13 protein-coding genes and 1 riboswitch are annotated in these 19,017 nt (G+C 70.7%); of the genes, 6 read left to right on the plus strand and 7 right to left on the minus strand.

Annotated elements, in window-relative coordinates; translation table 11 throughout:
• The first annotated feature begins 152 nt into the window (after positions 1-152).
• The 4 genes from RM609_RS28350 (at position 153) to def (ending at position 5,303) form a co-directional block, all read left to right on the plus strand.
• On the plus strand, positions 153-1,490 hold the full coding sequence (locus RM609_RS28350; protein ID WP_311614431.1) for an HD-GYP domain-containing protein: 1,338 nt from the start codon (positions 153-155) through the stop codon (positions 1,488-1,490).
• Between the two features lie 587 nt (positions 1,491-2,077).
• Entirely contained in the window at positions 2,078-3,343 is a 1,266-nt protein-coding gene (locus RM609_RS28355) for an HD-GYP domain-containing protein (protein ID WP_438828556.1), read from the plus strand.
• A gap of 234 nt (positions 3,344-3,577) precedes the next feature.
• Positions 3,578-4,570: a tetratricopeptide repeat protein gene (locus RM609_RS28360; protein ID WP_229357584.1), complete on the plus strand. Its 993-nt coding sequence runs from the start codon at positions 3,578-3,580 to the stop codon at positions 4,568-4,570.
• Positions 4,571-4,661: 91 nt separating this feature from the next.
• The gene (gene def / locus RM609_RS28365; RefSeq protein ID WP_311614434.1) at positions 4,662-5,303 is read left to right on the plus strand and encodes a peptide deformylase; all 642 of its coding nucleotides are present in this window, start codon (positions 4,662-4,664) and stop codon (positions 5,301-5,303) included.
• A gap of 115 nt (positions 5,304-5,418) precedes the next feature.
• Here the strand turns inward: def and RM609_RS28370 are convergent, their stop codons facing one another.
• The 4 genes from RM609_RS28370 to RM609_RS28385 form a co-directional block, all read right to left on the minus strand.
• The gene (locus tag RM609_RS28370; RefSeq protein ID WP_311614435.1) at positions 5,419-6,435 is read right to left on the minus strand and encodes a ribonucleotide-diphosphate reductase subunit beta; all 1,017 of its coding nucleotides are present in this window, start codon (positions 6,433-6,435) and stop codon (positions 5,419-5,421) included.
• Complete coding sequence (locus RM609_RS28375) at positions 6,435-8,843, minus strand: ribonucleoside-diphosphate reductase subunit alpha (RefSeq protein WP_311614436.1); 2,409 nt, start codon at positions 8,841-8,843, stop codon at positions 6,435-6,437. The genes RM609_RS28370 and RM609_RS28375 overlap by 1 nt, the downstream gene beginning before the upstream one ends.
• A 158-nt stretch (positions 8,844-9,001) precedes the next feature.
• Positions 9,002-9,128: riboswitch (cobalamin riboswitch) on the minus strand.
• 180 nt (positions 9,129-9,308) lie between these two features.
• Positions 9,309-10,940, minus strand: a complete 1,632-nt coding sequence (mctP, locus tag RM609_RS28380) for a monocarboxylate uptake permease MctP (protein ID WP_311614437.1) — start codon at positions 10,938-10,940, stop codon at positions 9,309-9,311.
• Entirely contained in the window at positions 10,937-11,194 is a 258-nt protein-coding gene (locus tag RM609_RS28385) for a DUF3311 domain-containing protein (protein WP_311614438.1), read from the minus strand. The genes mctP and RM609_RS28385 overlap by 4 nt, the downstream gene beginning before the upstream one ends.
• Before the next feature lie 506 nt (positions 11,195-11,700).
• On the opposite strand from RM609_RS28385, the gene RM609_RS28390 reads away from it, so the two are divergent.
• Entirely contained in the window at positions 11,701-12,294 is a 594-nt protein-coding gene (locus tag RM609_RS28390) for a carbonic anhydrase (RefSeq protein WP_311614440.1), read from the plus strand.
• Between the two features lie 122 nt (positions 12,295-12,416).
• Complete coding sequence (locus RM609_RS28395; protein ID WP_311614442.1) at positions 12,417-13,916, plus strand: SulP family inorganic anion transporter; 1,500 nt, start codon at positions 12,417-12,419, stop codon at positions 13,914-13,916.
• A gap of 51 nt (positions 13,917-13,967) precedes the next feature.
• On the opposite strand, the gene RM609_RS28400 is transcribed toward RM609_RS28395, so the two are convergent.
• From RM609_RS28400 to RM609_RS28410, 3 genes are read right to left on the minus strand one after another with little or no spacing between them, the layout of a single operon-like run.
• Positions 13,968-15,074 carry an ALF repeat-containing protein gene (locus RM609_RS28400; protein ID WP_311614443.1) on the minus strand — a complete coding sequence of 369 codons (1,107 nt, stop codon included), beginning with the start codon at positions 15,072-15,074 and terminating at the stop codon, positions 13,968-13,970.
• 26 nt (positions 15,075-15,100) lie between these two features.
• Positions 15,101-15,385 carry a hypothetical protein gene (locus tag RM609_RS28405; RefSeq protein ID WP_311614445.1) on the minus strand — a complete coding sequence of 95 codons (285 nt, stop codon included), beginning with the start codon at positions 15,383-15,385 and terminating at the stop codon, positions 15,101-15,103.
• Between the two features lie 12 nt (positions 15,386-15,397).
• Complete coding sequence (locus tag RM609_RS28410; protein ID WP_311614447.1) at positions 15,398-18,703, minus strand: ALF repeat-containing protein; 3,306 nt, start codon at positions 18,701-18,703, stop codon at positions 15,398-15,400.
• Positions 18,704-19,017 lie beyond the last annotated feature (314 nt).

Consider the following 19,017-nt stretch of genomic DNA (forward strand, 5'->3'; position numbering starts at 1 on the left):
TCGGCGGTAGGCCGACGCCGTTGATCCAAACCACCGCACCCGGGAACGTCACCCGAACGGACGGCGCAATACCAACGGGGCGGTTTTCCCGGCTCGGCTGAGCCTATTCTCCCCATCCAGACGCCAGGTCCAAGGGTCGGGGAGGACGCGCCATGGGGGCACTTCCGGCGGCGGCTCGCGTGTATATCGCGGGGGCCGTGCTCGCCGCCGCGCTGTGCGCCGTGCCCGCTATGCGGGACGCCTCCGCCGTGCCCTGGGGGGCGGTCGCGCTCCTCGCGGGCCTCTGCGTCGTCTCCGAGCGACTGCCGCGCTGCCCGCTGACCGTGCCCGTACTGCTCGCCGGGGCCTTTCTGCTGCCGCCCGGGGCCGCCGGGCTGGTGGCCGTGCCCGGCGCGCTCCTGGGACGGGTCGGCCGGCGGCCCGTGTGGGTACGGCGGCTGTGGCACGCGGCGCAGTTCTCCCTCGCCGCGAGCGCGGCCTCCTACGTCCACGGGCTGGGCGCCCCGGCGTCGCATGCCCTCCCGTACGCCCTGCTGCCCGCGCTCGCCGCGGCGCTGACGCTCGCCCTGGTCGTCACCGCGCTCGACGGCGGCGTCCTGGTCGCCGCCGAGGGCCGCTCCCCGCGCGCGGCCTGGGGCGCGCCGCTGCCGGCAGCGCTGGTGCCGCCGCTGCTCCACGGGCCGACGGGCCTGATGACGGCGCTCTTGTGGCACAGCGCGTACGGGCCTGTGGCGGCCCTGCTGGTGCTGCTCCCCATGTCCGTCTCCTCCTGGGTCCTGGACCGCTGCCGCCGTGAGCGCGCCGCGCACCAGGCGACGGTCCGGGCGCTGGTCCAGGCCGTCGACCTCAAGGACCGCTACACGCGCGGCCACAGCGAGCGCGTCGGCCGCGCGTCCGTGCTGATCGCCCGGGAACTGGGCATCACCGGCGACCGCCTGGAGGCCGTCCGCTTCGCCGGCACCCTCCACGACGTCGGCAAGCTCGGCGTCCCCACCCGGCTGCTCCGCAAGGACGGCCCGCTCACCGCGGAGGAGCGCCGCGTCATCGAGCTCCACCCCGAGTACGGGCACGAGATGGTGCGCGGCATCGGCTTCCTCGGCGAGGCGCGTGACGCGATCCTCCACCACCACGAGCGCCTGGACGGCAGCGGCTACCCCTATGGCCTGATGGGGCATCAGATCCCGGAGTTCGCCCGGGTGGTGGCCGTGGCGGACGCCTTCGACGCGATGACCTCCACCCGCAGCTACAGCCGCGCCCGCCCCGTCCCGGTGGCCCTGGCCGAGCTCCACCGCTGCTCGGGCTCCCACTTCGACCCCCGCATGGTCGCCGCCCTCTCCCGCGCCCTCGACCGCCACGGCTGGCGCCCCGCGAGCCCTCGCGAACGCTGTCCGGAAGACATCATTCCGCCCAGCCGAAACGTCCCTGTTGATCACTGTTCGCCGGCGACCTCGCCTGCGGCGGGCTTCGCGCACCCGGGTGGCCCGGCATGACGGCGGGCCACCCCGGGGGCGGGGGGCCACGCCCATCGGCCCCTGCGGAGGGGGTTGTGCCGGGGGCGCGCCGGGGGGCGGGCGCGGGGCCCGGGGGCGCGTCGGTGCCCCGCGACCGGGACGGGCGCCCGGCGCGGAGCCGCCCAGGGGCGGCGCAGGCGCCGGACGCGGCGCCCGGCGGTGCGCCGACGGCTGGTGACGGCGGGGAGGGGCGCCTGCCGGGAGGCCACGGCACACCGGGGGAGCGCTCTGGAGCGAGCCGTCCGCAGAGCGCGGACGCCGCGCCCTCTGCGGCCGCGCCGAATAGGAGCGGGCGCCCGGCGTGGGGCCTGCCCGGGGTGGGGCAAGCACCGGGGACCGTGCCTGGCAGCGTGCAGGCTCCCGATGGTCAGGACGGACACCCCGCACGGGCGCTGCCGCGTGCGGGGCAGGTGTCGGGGGCCGCCCCCGGAAGTGGACCGGCGCCCGGCGGGCGGGACGGGCGCCCCGCGCGGGGCACCGGCCCCGCGCCGTCTCCGTCGGCCACCGGCCCGGCCCACCCCGGCCGCCGCCGTCGGCCCCCCTCGCGGGGCCGCCCGGCAGGTGCCGTGCCGGTTGTGCGGGGGGTGCACGCGCTTGCCGGGGGCGCCGCGCTCGGGGCGCTCGTGTGGACCGCGTGGTGGGGGGTCGCGCAGCCGCAGGTGGCTCTCGCCTATGGGGCGCTCATCGCGCTGGGGGAGGCCGCGCGGCGGCGGCCGGCCGGGGGCGGCGGGGTGCGCGAGACCGCGCCCGTCGGATCGGCCGGAACCCTCGCGTACGCGCTGCTCGGCGAGATCGGCGGCGAACCCGCCTCGCACGGCGCCGCGCAGGTCGTGGCCGTCGTGCTGGGCGCGACCCTCGCGGGAGCCGTCGGCCGGCCCCCCGCGCTGGACCGGCTCGCCCGCCGTGTCCTGGGCGCCGGGTTCGCCGCCCTCTGCTTCCAGCCCCTCCACGCCTCCGGCGCCCTCGGCCCCCGGTTCGCCCACAGCCCGTACTACCCCCTGTTCCTGCTCCTTCTCCTCGCCCTCACCGCCCTCTGTGACGCCGTCCTGGCGGCTGCCCTGACCCGCGCCCGCACCGGCGGCCCGTACGGCCCGGCGCTCCGCGAGGAGCTGCGCGCCCTGCCCGGCATCGGCTCGGCGATCGGCGCCACCGGCGTCGTACTGGCGCTGGCCGTGGCCGTTGCCGGCCTCTGGGCGCTGCCCGTGTTCTGCCTGCCGCTGCTGGTCACCCAGCTGTCCGTGCACCGCTACGAGGCCGTACGGGCCACCCGCCGGCAGACCGTCGCCTCCCTCGCCCGCGCCACCGAGATCGCCGGCTACACCCCCGCCGGGCATGCCCGCCGCGTGGCGACGCTCGGCCGGGCCGTCGGCCGGGAACTGGGCCTGTCCGCAGCCGGCCTCGCCGTCGTCGAGGAGGCCGCGCTGATGCACGACATCGGCCAGCTCTCCCTCCTCGAACCCGTGCCCGCCGGCGCCACCGAGCCGCTGCCCGCCGAGGAGCGCCGCCGGATCGCCCTGCTGGGCGGCGCCGTGGTGCGGCAGACCGGCGTACCGCCAGAAGTCGCACTGGTGGTCGAGCGCCAAGCGGATCCATACCGGGACCAGCCGCTCACCGCCCGTATCGTCCGGACGGTCAACGCCTACGACGACCTCGCGGGCAACCCGGCGTGCGGTCCGCTGCGCGCGCTGGAGCGGCTGCGCCTGGCCACCGCGCACGACCACGAGCCCCGGGTGGTGGAGGCGCTCGCGAGGGTGCTCGCGCACGGCGGCCCGCACCACCGCACTCGCGGGAGTGCGGGCGAACCGGGACTAGCCCGCCGAACCCACGGGTAATGAGCGGGCGTCCGGAAGGGCATGGTTGGATGCGAAGAAGACAAAGAGAATGGCGAGAACGCGGAAATCGGGGGGTGTCATGCGCGCCGTCGTCGGCAAGGAGACGGTGAGGGCGGCAGTGCTCCCCGGAACCCATGGGGTGTGGCCGGCAGTCGTCAGGGAGGACGGCGGTCGCCACCCGGTCCATCCGGCGTGGTCGCACGCGGAACACGCAGAAACCGGCAGGCGGGAATCGTGAGGATCTTCGGCAGGGTACGGCACCGGCCTTCCGCCTCGTGGCGGCAGGCCACCGACCGTGCCTTCACGCTCATCGGCGACGGCCGGTACGAGGACGCGGGCGCGCTGCTGACGCGGGCCGCCGACATGGAGCCCTGGCTCTCCGAGTCATGGTTCAACCTCGCCCTGCTGCACAAGTTCCGGCACGACTGGGAGCAGGCCCGCGCCGCCGGCCTGCGCGCGGTGGCCCTGCTCGACCGCGAGGCCGGCGCTCCGGACTGGTGGAACGTGGGCATCGCCGCCACCGCCCTCCAGGACTGGCCGCTGGCCCGCCGCGCCTGGCAGGCCTACGGGCTCAAGGTGCCCGGCGAGGGCGGCCCGGCCGGTGAGCCGGCCGGCATGGAGCTGGGCAGCGCGGCCGTGCGCCTCTCCCCGGAGGGCGAGGCCGAGGTCGTCTGGGGCCGCCGGCTCGACCCGGCGCGCATCGAGGTGCTCTCCATCCCGCTGCCGTCCTCCGGCCGCCGCTGGGGCGAGGTCGTGCTGCACGACGGCGTCCCGCACGGCGAGCGCGTCACCGCCGCCGGGCCCGCCTACCCGGTCTTCGACGAGATCGAGCTGTGGGCCCCCTCGCCCGTCCCCACCTGGGTCGTACTGCTGGAGGCCGCCACCGAGGCCGACCGGGACGCCCTGGAGCGGCTCGCGGCCGACGCGGGCTTCGCCGCCGAGGACTGGTCCTCCTCCGTGCGCCTGCTGTGCCGTACGTGCTCGGAGAGCCGGATGCCCAGCGACGAGGGCGACGGCGAGCACCTCGACCCCCACGACCACAGCGAGCCCGGCCACCCCGGCCCCCTCGGCCACCGCACGGCAGGCTCCGGCTCCGGATCCCTGTGGGTGCCCGAGCGGGAGTGCGGCATCGCGGCCCCGCCCGGCCTGGTGCGCGGCCTGCTGGACGGCTGGGTCGCCGACAGCCCCGACACCCGCGAGTGGCGGGATCTCGAAGAGGTCTGCTGAGCTCGCGCCCCGGCCCCCGTACCCTGTATGGGGCCCTATGGGTTCAGGGCAAGATATTGCTTTCGGGTTGTGAGAGAGGCGTACGGCGGAGATGTCGCAGCAAGACACTGAGCAGTCGGTGAACGACGAGCCGAAGAGCGAGTTCATCGTGGACACCGAGAACTGCGAGGAGCGCGAGCTCGCGCACCGCGAGCGGGGCACCTCCCGTCCGATCACCGTCGTCGGCAACCCGGTCCTGCACAAGGAGTGCCGGGACGTCACCGAGTTCGACGAGAAGCTCGCGCAGCTGGTCGACGACATGTTCGCCAGCCAGCGCACCGCCGAGGGCGTCGGCCTGGCCGCCAACCAGATCGGCGTCGACCTCAAGGTCTTCGTCTACGACTGCCCCGACGACGAGGGCGTCCGCCACGTCGGCCACGTCATCAACCCCGTCCTGGACGACCTGCCGGCCGACCGCCGCATCCTGGACGACTCCAACGAGGGCTGCCTGTCCGTGCCGACGGCCTACGCCGCCCTCGCCCGCCCCGACTACGCCGTCGTGCGCGGTCAGGACATCCACGGCAACCCGATCGCCGTCGAGGGCACCGGCTACTTCGCCCGCTGCCTCCAGCACGAGACGGACCACCTGTACGGCTACCTGTACATCGACCGTCTGTCGAAGCGGGACCGCAAGGACGCGCTTCGCCAGATGGCGGAGGGTACGCCGCGGTATCCGGTCGTCGCCAACGACTAGTCGTCATGACGAAGGGCCCGTACGGAATGTTTCCGTACGGGCCCTTCGCCGTGTTGTCAGAACCTGCGGACCGGCCGTGGCCGGTCGCGCAGTTCCCCGCGCCCCTTACAGGGGCTTAGAACTCCTCGTCGAACCCGACCGTGCCCTCGACCGCCACCTGGTACGCGGACGCGCGGCGCTCGAAGAAGTTGGTCAGCTCCTGGACGTTCTGGAGCTCCATGAAGGAGAAAGGGTTCTCCGAGCCGAAGACCGGGGCGAAGCCCAGGCGCTGGAGGCGCTGGTCGGCGACGCACTGGAGGTACTCGCGCATGGACTCGGTGTTCATGCCCGGCAGGCCGTCACCGCACAGGTCGCGGCCGAACTGGAGCTCGCACTCCACGGCCTCCTTCAGCATGTCGGTGACCTGCTGCTGGAGCTCGTCGTCGAAGAGCTCGGGCTCCTCCTGGCGGACGGTGTCCACGACCTCGAACGCGAAGTTCATGTGCATGGTCTCGTCGCGGAAGACCCAGTTGGTGCCGGTCGCCAGGCCGTGCAGCAGGCCGCGGCTGCGGAACCAGTACACGTAGGCGAAGGCGCCGTAGAAGAACAGGCCCTCGATGCAGGCCGCGAAGCAGATCAGGTTGAGCAGGAAGCGACGGCGGTCGGCCTTCGTCTCCAGGCGGTCGATCTTCTCGACCTCGTTGATCCACTTGAAGCAGAACTGCGCCTTCTCGCGGATGGAGGGGATGTTCTCCACCGCGTCGAACGCCGCGGCGCGGTCGTCCGGGTCGGGCAGGTAGGTGTCGAGCAGCGTCAGATAGAACTGGACGTGCACGGCCTCCTCGAACAGCTGCCGCGACAGGTAGAGGCGCGCCTCGGGCGAGTTGATGTGCTTGTACAGCGTCAGCACGAGGTTGTTCGCCACGATCGAGTCGCCGGTCGCGAAGAACGCGACCAGGCGGCCGATCATGTGCTGCTCGCCCGGGGACAGCTTGGCGAGGTCGGCGACGTCCGAGTGGAGGTCGACCTCCTCGACGGTCCAGGTGTTCTTGATCGCGTCGCGGTAGCGGTCGTAGAAGTCCGGGTACCGCATGGGGCGCAGCGTCAGCTCGAAGCCCGGGTCGAGCAGGTTCTTCTGTTCGGTGGAGCTCATTACTGGCAGGCCTCGCAGGACTCGGGGTTCTCAAGGGAGCAGGCGATGGCGTCCTCGTCGGGCGCGACCTGCTGCACCGGGATGGTCGCGGCGGTCGCGGCGGCGGCACCGCCGGACGCCGCGCGGGCGATCCGGGTCGCCGGGCGGGAGCGCAGGTAGTACGTCGTCTTGATGCCCTGCTTCCAGGCGTACGCGTACATCGAGCTGAGCTTGCCGATGGTCGGGGAGGCCATGAACAGGTTCAGCGACTGGCTCTGGTCCAGGTACGGCGTACGGGCCGCGGCCATGTCGATCAGGGCGCGCTGCGGGATCTCCCAGGCCGTGCGGTACAGGTCGCGGACCTCCTGCGGGATCCACTTCATGTCCTGGACGGAGCCGTTGGCCTCGGTCATGGCCTCGCGGGTGGCGCGGTCCCACACGCCGAGCTTCTTGAGGTCCTCCACCAGGTAGGTGTTGACCTGGAGGAACTCACCCGAGAGCGTCTCGCGCTTGAACAGGTTGGAGACCTGCGGCTCGATGCACTCGTAGACGCCGGCGATGGAGGCGATGGTCGCCGTCGGGGCGATGGCGAGCAGCAGCGAGTTGCGCATGCCGACCTCGGCGATGCGGGCGCGCAGCGCCTCCCAGCGGTCCTCCCACGCGGCGACGGCGTTGGGGTAGTGGTCCGGGTGGAGCACACCGCGGGCGGTGCGGGTCGCGGCCCAGGCCGGGTGGGGGCCGTGGCGCTCGGCGAGGTCCGCGGAGGCCTCGTACGCCGCCAGCATGATCCGCTCGGAGATCTTGGTGGACAGCTCCTTCGCCTCGGCCGAGTCGAAGGCCAGGCGCAGCCGGAAGAAGACGTCCTGGAGGCCCATGAGGCCCAGGCCCACCGGGCGCCAGCGGCTGTTGGAGCTGCCGGCCTGCTCGGTCGGGTAGAAGTTGATGTCCACGACGCGGTCGAGGAAGGTGACGGCCGTACGGACCGTACGGTCGAGCTTCTCCCAGTCCATCTCGCCGTCGGCACCGAGGTGCTGCGCGAGGTTGACCGAGCCCAGGTTGCAGACCGCGGTCTCGCCGTCGTTGGTGACCTCGAGGATCTCGGTGCAGAGGTTCGAGGAGTGGACGACCGCGCCCTTCTCGGCCGTCTGGTTGGCCGTGCGGTTGGCGGCGTCCTTGAAGGTCATCCAGCCGTTGCCGGTCTGCGCGAGGGTGCGCATCATCCGGGCGTAGAGCACACGCGCCGGGATGGTCTTGACGGCCTTGCCCTCGGCCTCGTACTTGCGGTACGCGGCGTCGAACTCGTCGCCGTAGAGGTCGACCAGGTCCGGGGTGTCGGCGGGGGAGAAGAGCGACCAGTCCGCGTCCGTCTCGACGCGGCGCATGAACTCGTCCGGGATCCAGTGCGCGATGTTGAGGTTGTGGGTGCGGCGGGCCTCCTCACCGGTGTTGTCGCGGAGCTCCAGGAACTCCTCGATGTCGGCGTGCCAGGTCTCCAGGTAGACACAGGCCGCGCCCTTGCGGCGGCCGCCCTGGTTGACGGCGGCGACGGAGGCGTCGAGGGTGCGCAGGAACGGCACGATGCCGTTGGAGTGACCGTTGGTGCCCCGGATCAGCGAGCCGCGCGAGCGGATGCGCGAGTACGACAGGCCGATGCCGCCCGCGTGCTTCGACAGACGCGCCACCTGGTGGTAGCGGTCGTAGATGGAGTCCAGCTCGTCCAGCGGGGAGTCCAGCAGGTAGCAGGACGACATCTGCGGGTGGCGGGTGCCGGAGTTGAACAGCGTCGGGGAGGACGGCAGGTACGAGAGGGTGCTCGTCAGCCGGTACAGCTCCGCGACGTCGTCCAGGGCCCGCTCCGAGTGGTCCTCGGCGAGACCGCAGGCCACGCGCAGCAGGAAGTGCTGCGGGGTCTCGATCACGTCGCGGTGGATCGGGTGGCGCAGCAGGTAACGGCTGTGCAGGGTGCGCAGGCCGAAGTAGCCGAAGCGGTCGTCCGCGCCGTCCGTGAGGGCGGCCTCGACGAGGGCGTCCAGACGTGCGGCGTGGGTGCGGACGAAGGCGGCCGTGTCGTCGGCGATGAGCCCCTCGCGGTGTCCGACCTCGACAGAGGCGGAGAAGGAGGTGGCGCCCTGGCCGGCCGCCTCGTCGGCGATGGCCAGGGTGAGCAGGCGCGCGGCGAGCTTGGAGTACTCGGGCTCCTCCGAGATGAGGCCGGCGGCGGCCTCGGTGGCGAGGGAGCGCAGCTCGGCGTCGTCCGCGGCGGCGCTGCGGCCGCGGAGCGCGGCGGCGGCGACCTTGCCGGGGTCGGTGGCCGGAAGGTCGGCGGTGAGGTCGGTCAGGGTGCGCAGGAGCGCGGTCCCGGGGCCGCCGGTCGCTTCCGCGTTCGCTGAGACCGGAGCTGAAACCGGATCTGCGGGCGCGATGGTCACTGAGGCTCTCCCTCGCTCGGCTGGGTGGGCCGGGCGGGAGAGCGATGGCCGCGCACGCGCATGCCACTTGCACCAGGGCATGCCTCGTAGGCGTCCATCGGCCCAACCCGCGAGGCCCGGACGAATTCAACGCCCATGACCGAGCCGGGGCAGGCTCGGTGGTGGGCGCGCTGTCGGCAGGTCGTCGGACTTCAGGTGCGCTGGGTATATGCGCACACATACACCGTTGCGGGACAGTTCCGGATTTCCACCGGATTCCCCTGCGACGACAGCGGAGACGAGCATACATCTAGTGCCGGGTCTCGCACGCGCCCCCACATGTTGTGTCGTCGCGTCATGAGACGGTCGCGGAATGTGCTAACGGGCGTACCTGGAAGGGCAAGAGAAGAGGGCCGCCACGCCCCCTGGGCGGGGATGTGGCGGCCCTCCGGGGGGCCTCCGGGCGGTGGTCCCGGGGGTGGCGGGTCAGTGCCCGCCGGGGGCTCCTGCGGTGGCCGGCGGGAGGTCCGCGCTGACCCCCGGGTCACCGGCGTCGGCCGTGTAGTCCGAGGGCCGGGTCCGGTCCTCGCCGTCGGGCACCTTCAGCGCCTTGAGGACGACCGTCGCGACGATGACGACGATCACGTTAAGGATAAAGGCGGTAAGTCCGATATATCCCTTTTCCCCAATAAAGGGGATGAGGTTGGTGTTCCCGAAGTGGTCCTGGGTGGCGCTCGGTGTGGCGTACGCCCGCCACGTCCCGTACGTCATACCGGCCGCCCAGCCCGCGAGCAGCGCCCAGCGGTGGGGCCAGCGGGTGAAGAGCCCGCCGACGAGCGCGGGCACGGTCTGGAGGATCCAGATGCCGCCCAGCAGCTGGAAATTGATGGCGACCGTTTTGTCCATGGTGAGGACGAAAACGAGCGCGCCGACCTTGACCAGCAGGGACGCGAGCTTCGATACCTTCGCCTCGTGTTCGGGGGAGGCGTCCGGTTTGAGGAAGTCCTTGTAGATGTTGCGGGTGAAGAGATTTGCTGCGGCGATCGACATGATGGCCGCCGGTACGAGCGCGCCGATGCCGATCGCGGCGAAGGCCACCCCGGTGAACCAGTCCGGGAACATGTCCTCGAAGAGCTGGGGGATCGCCAGCTGGCCGTTCTTCACCTTCACCCCGGCGGCGATGGCCATGAAGCCGAGCATCGCCAGCAGGCCCAGCATCAGGGAGTAGAGGGGAAGGATGGTGGTGTTCCGGCGGATGACATTGCGGCTCCTGCTGGAGAGGACCGCCGTCACCGAGTGCGGATAGAGGAAGAGCGCCATCGCCGAGCCGAGCGCCAGCGTCGCGTAAGCCCACTGCGTCTCCGCTCCCGGGATCAGCGAACCCCGGGGTTTTCCGGTAGCGGGATTCTCGGTCGCGAACGCCTCGCCGGCCTTGCCGAAGATGTGCTCGAAGCCGCCCAGTCTGATCGGTATGTAGATGATCGCCACGATGATCACGATGTAGATCAGCGCGTCCTTGACGAAGGCGATCAGCGCTGGGGCGCGCAGCCCGGCGGAGTAGGTGTAGGCCGCGAGCACGCCGAAGGCGATGAGCAGTGGCAGGTCCTTGACGAACCAGTTGGTGTTCTCGCCGCCGCCGACGCCCATGACGTCGAGCACCGCCTGGATGCCGACCAGTTGCAGCGCGATGTACGGCATCGTGGCCAGGATCCCGGTCACCGCGAGGGCGAGGGAGAGGCCGCGGGAGCCGAACCGGCCCCGGACGAAGTCCGACGACGTCACATAGCCGTGCTTGTGCGCCACCGACCACAGACGGGGCAGGAAGGTGAAGACCAGCGGGTAGGTGATGATCGTGTACGGCACGGCGAAGAAGCCCGCCGCGCCCGCCGCGTAGATCGCCGCCGGTACCGCCACGAACGTATAGGCGGTGTAGAGGTCCCCGCCCAGCAGGAACCAGGTGACCCAGGTGCCGAAGGAGCGGCCGCCCAGGCCCCATTCGTCGAGGTTGTCGGAGTTCTCGGCCCTTCGCCACCGGGCGGCGAGGAAGCCCATGACCGTCACGACGACGAAGAAGAAAAGGAAGACGGCGAGTGCCACGCCGTTCACGCCGTCCTTCATCCCCTCTCACCCCCCGCGTGCCGCTCCCGGCGCACCGCCTCCTCACGCCGACGCACGATGACGTAGGCGATGACGGTGAGGAGAGTGGACAGCAGCACCCAGAGCATCTGGTACCAGTAGAAGAAGGGGATGCCGATGAGAGCCGGGGTGAGCCTGGCGTAGGAGTCCACCCAGAGCATCGCCACGAAGGGGATGGCGAGGCATACCCCCGCGACGATCAGCGGGACGGTCAAGACCGGGTTGCGTACGGTCAAGAGTGGTTTATGGCCGTCCGTGGCGGCTTGTGCGGCCGCGCGGCCGGGTGGATGCTCGGGTGGTTCCGACATGCGGTGACTCCGTCCCCTGTGCGATCACTTGCCGTAATGCGCTGGAAATCTAGGTGAGGGTGCCTCCGGTCGTCACCCCCTTTCCGGATATCGGAATGGCAACACCAGCAGGGGCGCGGGCGGAATCCCATCGTCCGGACGGCGGTTGGTGACGGGCCGTGCACACGTGGCGTCAAGTCGCCTTGCGCGGGCCATGGTTGTCCAGTATTTGACGAAACTTCGATCTGTCATCGACGGGTAATGCGCAGGTAAAGTGTTTGTCGCGGCGGCCGGGCAGAATCGGGCCCCGGCAGCCGGTGTGCCCCGAAGCAGTGGCCCCGGCGCGCCGCATCCGGACACCGGGTACCCCGGCGTCCGTCGCTCTTGATCCGACCCGACCACACCGTGCCCGGCGCGTCCCCACACGCGTCACGGGCGCAGGAGGCAGGCCCATCATGAAGTCGCTCATAGTCCACGCCCGTTCCTTCGCGGCCCACGTCGCGGACTCCGAACGCGCCGAGAGCTTCCGTGCCCTCCAATCCGGCCAGTCGCCGGAGGCGCTGTTCATCACCTGCTCCGACTCACGCGTCGTCCCCTCGCTCATCACCGGCGCCCGGCCCGGGGAACTCTTCGAACTCCGCACCGCCGGCAACATCGTTCCCGAGTACGGCGGCGGCCGCCCCATGGGCGAGACCGCCACCATCGAGTACGCCGTGCGCGTGCTCGGCGTCCGCGACATCGTCGTCTGCGGCCACTCCCACTGCGGCGCGATCAGCGCCCTCGTCCAGGGCGACGACCTCTCCGCCGCCCCCGCCGTCCGCGACTGGCTCGCGACACAGGCGGCCGGTTCGTCCTTCGGCGCCGATCTCGCCGACGCGGTCCAGCGGCACGCCGTGGCCCAGCTCGACCGGCTGCGCACCTACCCGTGCGTCCGCGAACGCGTCGAGGAAGGGCTGCTCTCCCTCCATGCCTGGTACTACGAGGTCCACACGGGTGCGGTCCGTGCGCACCGACCCGGCGGGGACAGCAGTACGTTCGGGCCCCTCTGAGGCGGCCGGGCGCCGCGACGGGCGCTGCCACGACGCAAGCAAGGCAAGCGGACTTCTTCGCGTGGCGGGCGGGAGATGCCCCCGTCCGCCACGCGAGCGACCCACAAGGAACCCCCACGTTCATGCTCTCCACCCGCAAAACCCTCACTACCTCCGGCGAGGGCGGACCGGGCGCGCTGCGCCAGGACGCCCTCGCCTCCCTGGTCGTCTTCCTGGTGGCCCTCCCGCTGTGCGTCGGCGTGGCCGTCGCCTCGGGTGTCCCGGCCGAACTCGGCCTGATCACCGGCATCGTCGGCGGCCTGGTCGTCGGCGCCCTGCCGGGCAGCACCTTCCAGGTCAGCGGTCCGGCCGCCGGGCTGACCGTCCTCGTCTTCGAGGCGGTGAAGGAGTTCGGCCTGGGCACCCTGGGCGCCATCGTGCTGGCGACCGGCGTGCTCCAACTGACCCTGGGCGCGCTGCGCTTCGGCCGCTGGTTCCGCGCGATATCCGTCGCGGTCGTCCAGGGCATGCTCGCGGGCATCGGGCTGGTGCTCGTCCTCGGCCAGCTCTACACCATGGCCGGCGCCAAGCAGCCGGGCTCGGGCCTCGCGAAGATCACGGGCCTGCCGGGTCTCGCCGTGGACGCCGTGACCGGCCGCGACTCCGTTGTCGCGTGTGCGGTGGGCGCGGGCACCATCGCCGTCCTCGTCCTGTGGAAGAAGCTCCCCGGGAAGGCCCGGCTCGTCCCCGCCCCGCTGGTGGCCGTCACCCTGGCCACGGCGGTCACCGCGGCCGCCGGCCTGGACATCGCCCGTGTCGAGGTCAAGGGCCTCGCCGACGCCATCCAGCCCCCGGGCCTCAACGACCTCACCTCCCTCGGCAGCGTCGCCGTCCTCGGCACGGTCCTGGCCTTCACCCTCATCGCCTCGGCGGAATCCCTCTTCAGCGCCGCCGCGGTCGACCGGATGCACCAGGGCCCGCGCACCCACTACGACAAGGAGCTCCTGGCACAGGGCGTGGGCAACACGGTCTGCGGCGTCCTGGGCGCCCTCCCCATGACCGCCGTCATCGTCCGCAGCGCCGCCAACGTCCAAGCGGGCGCCAAGACATCGCTCTCCCGCGTCCTCCACGGCCTGTGGCTGCTGATTTTCGCTGTCGCACTGCCCGCCGCGATCGGCGTCATCCCGCTGGCCGCGCTGGCGGGCGTTCTCGTCCACGCGGGCTGCAAGCTGGTGCCGGTCAAGGAGATCGGCCCGCTGTGGCGGGAGCACCGCGGCGAGGCACTGGTACTGGCGGCCACGGCCGTCGCGATCGTGACGACCAGCATGTTCGAGGGCGTGGTGCTGGGGCTGCTGCTGGCGGTGGTCAAGACGGCGTGGGAGGTCTCCCACGTCCACGTCGAGACCCGCGAACTCACCGGCGGCCGCCTGGTCGTGACGATCACGGGCCACGCCACCTTCCTGCGCCTCCCGCGCCTGCTGGAAACCCTGGAGGCCCTCCCGCAGGACCGCCCGGTCGAACTCGACCTGTCAGCGGTCCGCCACCTGGACCACGCGTGCCGCACGGCCCTGGAAGGGTGGGCGGAACGCCACAACGCGGAGGGAACGGAGGCGGTCCGGGTACGGCATCCGGAGCTCGCGTAAGGGAAAGGGGGGAGGGGCGGTGCTCCGCCCCTCCCCCCTCCCGGCCGGCCTTCAGTTCGCGGCGCGGCGACGGCGCGCCGTCACGAGCATGCCCGCACCGGCGGCGAGGGCGACAGCACTGCCACCCACGGCCCAGGGGAGCGAGGAACCGGCGCCGGTGGCGGCCATCTGCCCGCCGACGGCAGTGTCCTTCGCGGCGGGCTTCACGGCGACGTCGGCCGCGGGCTTGGCATCGCTGCCGCCACCGCTGGTCTCCGGCTTGGCCTGATCGCCGGTGGACGGCTTGCCGTCCTTGTCACCGCCGGTCCCGGCGCCGTCCTTCCCCTCCTTCTGCTCCTTCTCCTTCTTCTCCTTGTCCTTGGCTTCCTTGGCGGCCTTCTCGGCGGCCTCGTCCTTGGCGCGGGCCTCGTACTGACCCACCTCCAGGAAGCGCCGAACATCCTCGGGCGTTCCCTTGAGCGCCGTCTTCGCGGCTTCCCGCACGGCGGGCCCACCGGCGCTCAGAATCTGAACGGCACGAACCCGGTCATCCGCGGTCCGAGCTCCCTTGTAGCCGCTCTCCAGGAACTTCACCCGGTCCTCGGGGGTACCGTCGAGCGCCTTGTTCGCGGCTTCCCGGACGCCCGGGCCGACGTCCTTGCTCATTCCGAGCATCCTGAGGATCGCGAAGCGGTTGTCCTCGTCACGGCCCGCGTACTGGCCGGTGGTGAGGAATGCGCGCATATCCGCAGGCGTGCCGTTGAGCGCCTTCTCGGCCCTCGTCTTGAGACCGCGGCCGATGTTCTCCTCGCCGAGGATCTTCAGAATCGCGGCCTTGTCCTCTTCGGCCTGCTTCTTGTCGGTGCCTTCTTCCGGCTTCACCTCAGCGGCCTTCTCCGAGGCGGCGACCCCGGATGCCTTGCCGTCGTCGGCGGCGACCGCCGGAGAGGAGAACAGAACAGCCGGGGCCAGCGCGGCGGCAACGACGACTGCGGAAACACGGGCCAACTTCACGGATGTGCACCCACTTTTAACTAGAAGATCATTAAAGTTTTCTGTATAAGGTATGTCGCACCTCGGGGGTGCGGCAGGACCCGCCCTGGAAAACGGGAAGAGCGATGCGTCCCAATCAAGATCGCCGGGCATCGGGCTGTGAGCATGGGGATGCTCCTGGCTCACAGCCCGATGCCCCGAGTCGCGAGCGGTCAGCGCTCAGGACCGTTGCGTGCGTTCCGCTGACCCTTCATGTGGCGCAACGTCACCCATGCAAGCGCGAAGGAAGCGACGCCGATGGCCAAGAGGGCTGCCCTTGTGGTGAGTCCGCTGTTGGTGAATGCGCCGATGAAACCGGCTGCTGTTCCCGCGCAGCCGAGGAACAGGGAACGCCAGCCGAGGAGCATCTTGCCGAGCATTTCGCCGATCCCGGCGGTCGATCCTTTTACGAGACCCTCGCCTTTTGGTGAGTTCAGCCGGTTTTCCTTGTTGATCATTTACTTCACCACTCATGCGATGGGAGCGATGGGACGTCGCTCGAAAGGACTGGGTGCGACATAACGTACCGGGCCGCCCTCGGGCAGGAGGTAATCGACGATCGTTGCTCCGAAGGCCACCGGCCACCCAAACGCCCTGACACCGATTCTACCCAGGAACGCTCCTTTGCCCACCTCGACGGCAGAGCCGCTGACGTAGCCTCCGAGCTGCCCCGCGAAGAAGGGGCCAATGAATCCCTTGAAGGATTCTTTGGCCTCGTCCGTACGACCCAGCACGGTGAGTGCGACACCATCGAATGCCCCTCGCAGGCTGAAGAATCCGACTGTGTTGCGCACGCCATCGGGAATTCCGGCGTTGCTGTGTTTCTCGAAGACGACGTCGTCATTTTTGGGGTCGTCCTGGGGGCGATAGTTGATCTGTGCGTTCTTGTGGGCTTCTTCCCGTGCCGCCTTCACTTCTGCCTGCTGTTCCTGGTGGCGCTTCTCCGCAGCGATGGCGTATGCGTCGCGTGCGGCTTGCCCGGCAGCGGCGGCATCCCGGCCTGCGTTCAGGGCAGCCTCCTGGGCTCGACGGGCGGACGCGGCTGCATTGCCGGCCGAAATACTGGCTTGGGCAGCGGAGTCCGTGGCCCGGCTGGCCGAGTAGTTCGCTGCCCGGCTGGCCTTGCGCGCGGTAGCAGCCGCGGATTTGGCGCGGGTGGCGGAGTCCGCTGCTGCTGCGGCGGACTTGTCGGCGGCCTGGGAGCTCTCACGTGCCCGTGTCGCGTGATCCCCTGCTTCCCGCGCGGCCTGTTCCGCCTGCTTGGCGTAGCCGTTCGCCTCATCGGCCTTCCCCCTGGCGTGGGCGGCTGCCCCGGCGGCGGTGCTGGCGTCCTTGTAGGCATCGGCTGCGGCCTTGGCGGCGATGCTGATCTGCGCACGGACAGCCGCGACGTGGGCGGCGGTGTCCTGATCGGCTTGCGCGGCCTTGTATTGGAGACGCGTCACGAAGACGCCCGGCATCCAACGGGGCCCAGCCATGGCTGTGCGGGCAGCGGCCTTGACGTGCGGACCGCCCTTTTCCATGATCCGCAGAGTCTCGACCCGGTCGTCCTCGGCCTGGGCCTTCGGGTATCCGCTGAGGAGGAAGGCGCTGAGGGCCTTGGTCGAGCCGTCGTTCATGGCTGCGCTGCCCGCTGTGGTGACGGCCTTGCCCGCGTCTTCCATCGCCTGCAGGGTCTGGATGCGGTACTCGTCGCGCTGGCTCTCCACCACTCCGTCGGTCAAGAACGCTTCGACTGCCTCAGGGCCCCGAGTGAGTGCGGCTTCGGCGGCGTCAGCCGTCTTCGGCGTGCCGATCCGGGCAAGGTGGAGGACAGTCTCGCGATCGTCTTCCTGCTGCGCGGTGAGACGGTCGGTCGACAGCCAGGTGAGGATGTCGGCATCGGTGCCGGACAGGGCCTGGCCGGCAGCCTCACTGGTCCAGCTGCCGTTGCTGCTGAGGAGATTGACCGCGGCCTTGCGGGCAAGGCCGGCCGCCGCCGCAGGGTCGGACTTGGCCTTGTCCACTCCCTCCGCGAGCAGCTTCTTCGTCTCCTCGTCCATGCGGGCGGCCTGCGTCCGCGCGTACTGGTTGGTGGCCCTGGCCTCGTCGTCCAGAGACTTCAGCAGTTCGGCATCCGCGACTGCTTTTGCCCCCTCCTGCTCAAGCAGGTACTTCTCAGCATCGCGGGCAACCATCTCGACCTGTTGGGCCTGAGTGGTTGCGGCCCCGGCTTGTTCTGCCGCCTTGATGGCGGCGTTGGCGTGTGCGATGGCCTTCTTCGCCTCGGCGTCGGCCTCACCGGCGTGCTGAGCGGCGTCCTCTGCCGCCTTCGCGGCCGCCTCGGCATGACCGGCTGAGGATTCGGCGGCCTTGCGAGCCTCCCGGGCCGCTGCGGCAGCCTGGTTGGCCAGTCGCTGGGAGCGGTCAGAGGCTTGAGTGGCCTGCGTTGCCGCTGAGCGTGCTTGGGCTGCTGCCCGTCGCGCACGTGCGGCTTCGTCGGCGGCGACCCCGGACTGCTCGCCTGCTGCGGCTGCGGCCTCGGCAGCGGCGGCCGCGTTCTGCCCGGCACTGGCAGCTGCGGACGCGGAGTCCCCGGCGGCAGCACTCGCGTCAGCGGCGTGGGAAGCAGCTTGAGCTGCGGTGCGGGCGCCAGCTGCCGCATCGCGGGCTGCCTGGGCGGCCTTTCGCGCGTTGGCGGCCTGATTGCGGTCACCGATGGCGGCATTCGCCGACTGATAGGCCTTGGCGGCTGCCTGCCCCGCCGCGGTGGCGGCATACGCGGCGTTGGCGGCAGCTTGTGCGGCGGTGCGAGACGCGGCCACCGCGGTGTTCGAAGCTTGGATCGCCGTACGGGCAGCAGCCGCCGCTCCTTCGGCTGCCTGGGCGGCGCGGGTGGCGGCTCGTCCGGCCCTGTCCGCATCCCCCTTCGCCGCCTGGCTCTCTTCCGCCGCCTTCTGCGCGGCCTCCTTGGCCAAGGCAGCCGCCTTGTCGGCGCGCCCGGCCGCTGCCTTGGCCTCCTCGGTCTCGGCCCGGGCGCGCTTACCCGCCTCTGTGGCCGCTTCCGCGAGTTGGGTCACCGTCATCAGTTCCTGGTCGCGGGCACGAGCCAGGTGCTGTCCGGTCTCCAGGAACTGAATCCTGTCCTGTGGCGTTCCATTCATCGCCCGCGTGCCGGCCTGCTTCATCGCGCCGCCGCCGGACTCCATCAGGGCCAGCACTCGGACCCGGTTGTCCTCGTCCTCGGCCTTGGGCCAGCGTTTCTCGAAGAACTCCTCCAGCGCCTTGGCCGAGCCGTCGTTCAGTGCCCTCTGCCCTTCTCGGTTGACGGCCCTGCCACCCTCGCTCATCGTCCGCAGCACGTCGACGCGCCGGTCATCGCGCAAGGGCTTCTCGAACCCGGACTTCACGAAGTCGAGAACATCCTGGTCGCTCCCGGACAACGCCTTCTGCCCTGCTTCACTCACCCCCTTACCGGCGGTGGGAAGCATCTGGAGGATCGCGATGCGTGCGTCGTCGACTGTGGCCCGACGGAGGCCTCGCGCAAGAAAGTCCCGCAGGTCCGCATCGGTTCCGGTCAGTGCTTTGGCAGCGGCGCGCTTCACTCCCGTACCGCCGCTCATCCAGGCGTCGACGGCCTGGGCCCGGGAATTGACTGTTGATGCGGCCTGCTCCTGAGGAGCCGCCTGCGCGATAGCGGTCCCAAAGACAAGCGCAGAGACCGTCAGCGCTGTGAGTGAAGTGAGTCTGCGTCTGGATTGACCCGCTCTTTGGCGCATCAACTCTGTCTGATTCATGTCAAGTATTCGCTAACCGGATTCTACGTAAATGATTGTCCTGTGGGCGCGTTCGGCGCCGAATCCGATGATCACATGGGGTCAAGTGAGGTTAAAGGCGAAGTAAAAGAGGACTAAAGTCCCGACGGCTGCCCGTACCTCCTCTTCGGTGAGCGAGAATTCCTGCTGTCCGGAGTGGAGTTGAGCATGGGACTTTAGTCCCGAGCGGGGCTGAGCACAGGTGCGGGGAAAGCTTGAGATGTGATCTTCGGCACCCATTGGAAATTGTCGACCTGGCAAGCCTGGTGGTAGTCAGTTAGCTCTGCCGGTCGGGT

It is taken from the genome of Streptomyces hesseae (genome assembly GCF_031845785.1).
In the GTDB taxonomy this organism is placed as follows: domain Bacteria; phylum Actinomycetota; class Actinomycetes; order Streptomycetales; family Streptomycetaceae; genus Streptomyces; species Streptomyces hesseae.

What these genes read in the sequence shown, in the direction of transcription:
- RM609_RS28410 (WP_311614447.1), bottom strand. Translation starts at nt 18,703, where the DNA reads ATGAATCAGACAGAGTTGATGCGCCAAAGAGCGGGTCAATCCAGACGC.
- RM609_RS28390 (WP_311614440.1), top strand. Translation starts at nt 11,701, where the DNA reads ATGAAGTCGCTCATAGTCCACGCCCGTTCCTTCGCGGCCCACGTCGCG.
- mctP (WP_311614437.1), bottom strand. Translation starts at nt 10,940, where the DNA reads ATGAAGGACGGCGTGAACGGCGTGGCACTCGCCGTCTTCCTTTTCTTC.
- RM609_RS28350 (WP_311614431.1), top strand. Translation starts at nt 153, where the DNA reads ATGGGGGCACTTCCGGCGGCGGCTCGCGTGTATATCGCGGGGGCCGTG.
- RM609_RS28405 (WP_311614445.1), bottom strand. Translation starts at nt 15,385, where the DNA reads ATGATCAACAAGGAAAACCGGCTGAACTCACCAAAAGGCGAGGGTCTC.
- def (WP_311614434.1), top strand. Translation starts at nt 4,662, where the DNA reads ATGTCGCAGCAAGACACTGAGCAGTCGGTGAACGACGAGCCGAAGAGC.
- RM609_RS28395 (WP_311614442.1), top strand. Translation starts at nt 12,417, where the DNA reads ATGCTCTCCACCCGCAAAACCCTCACTACCTCCGGCGAGGGCGGACCG.
- RM609_RS28370 (WP_311614435.1), bottom strand. Translation starts at nt 6,435, where the DNA reads ATGAGCTCCACCGAACAGAAGAACCTGCTCGACCCGGGCTTCGAGCTG.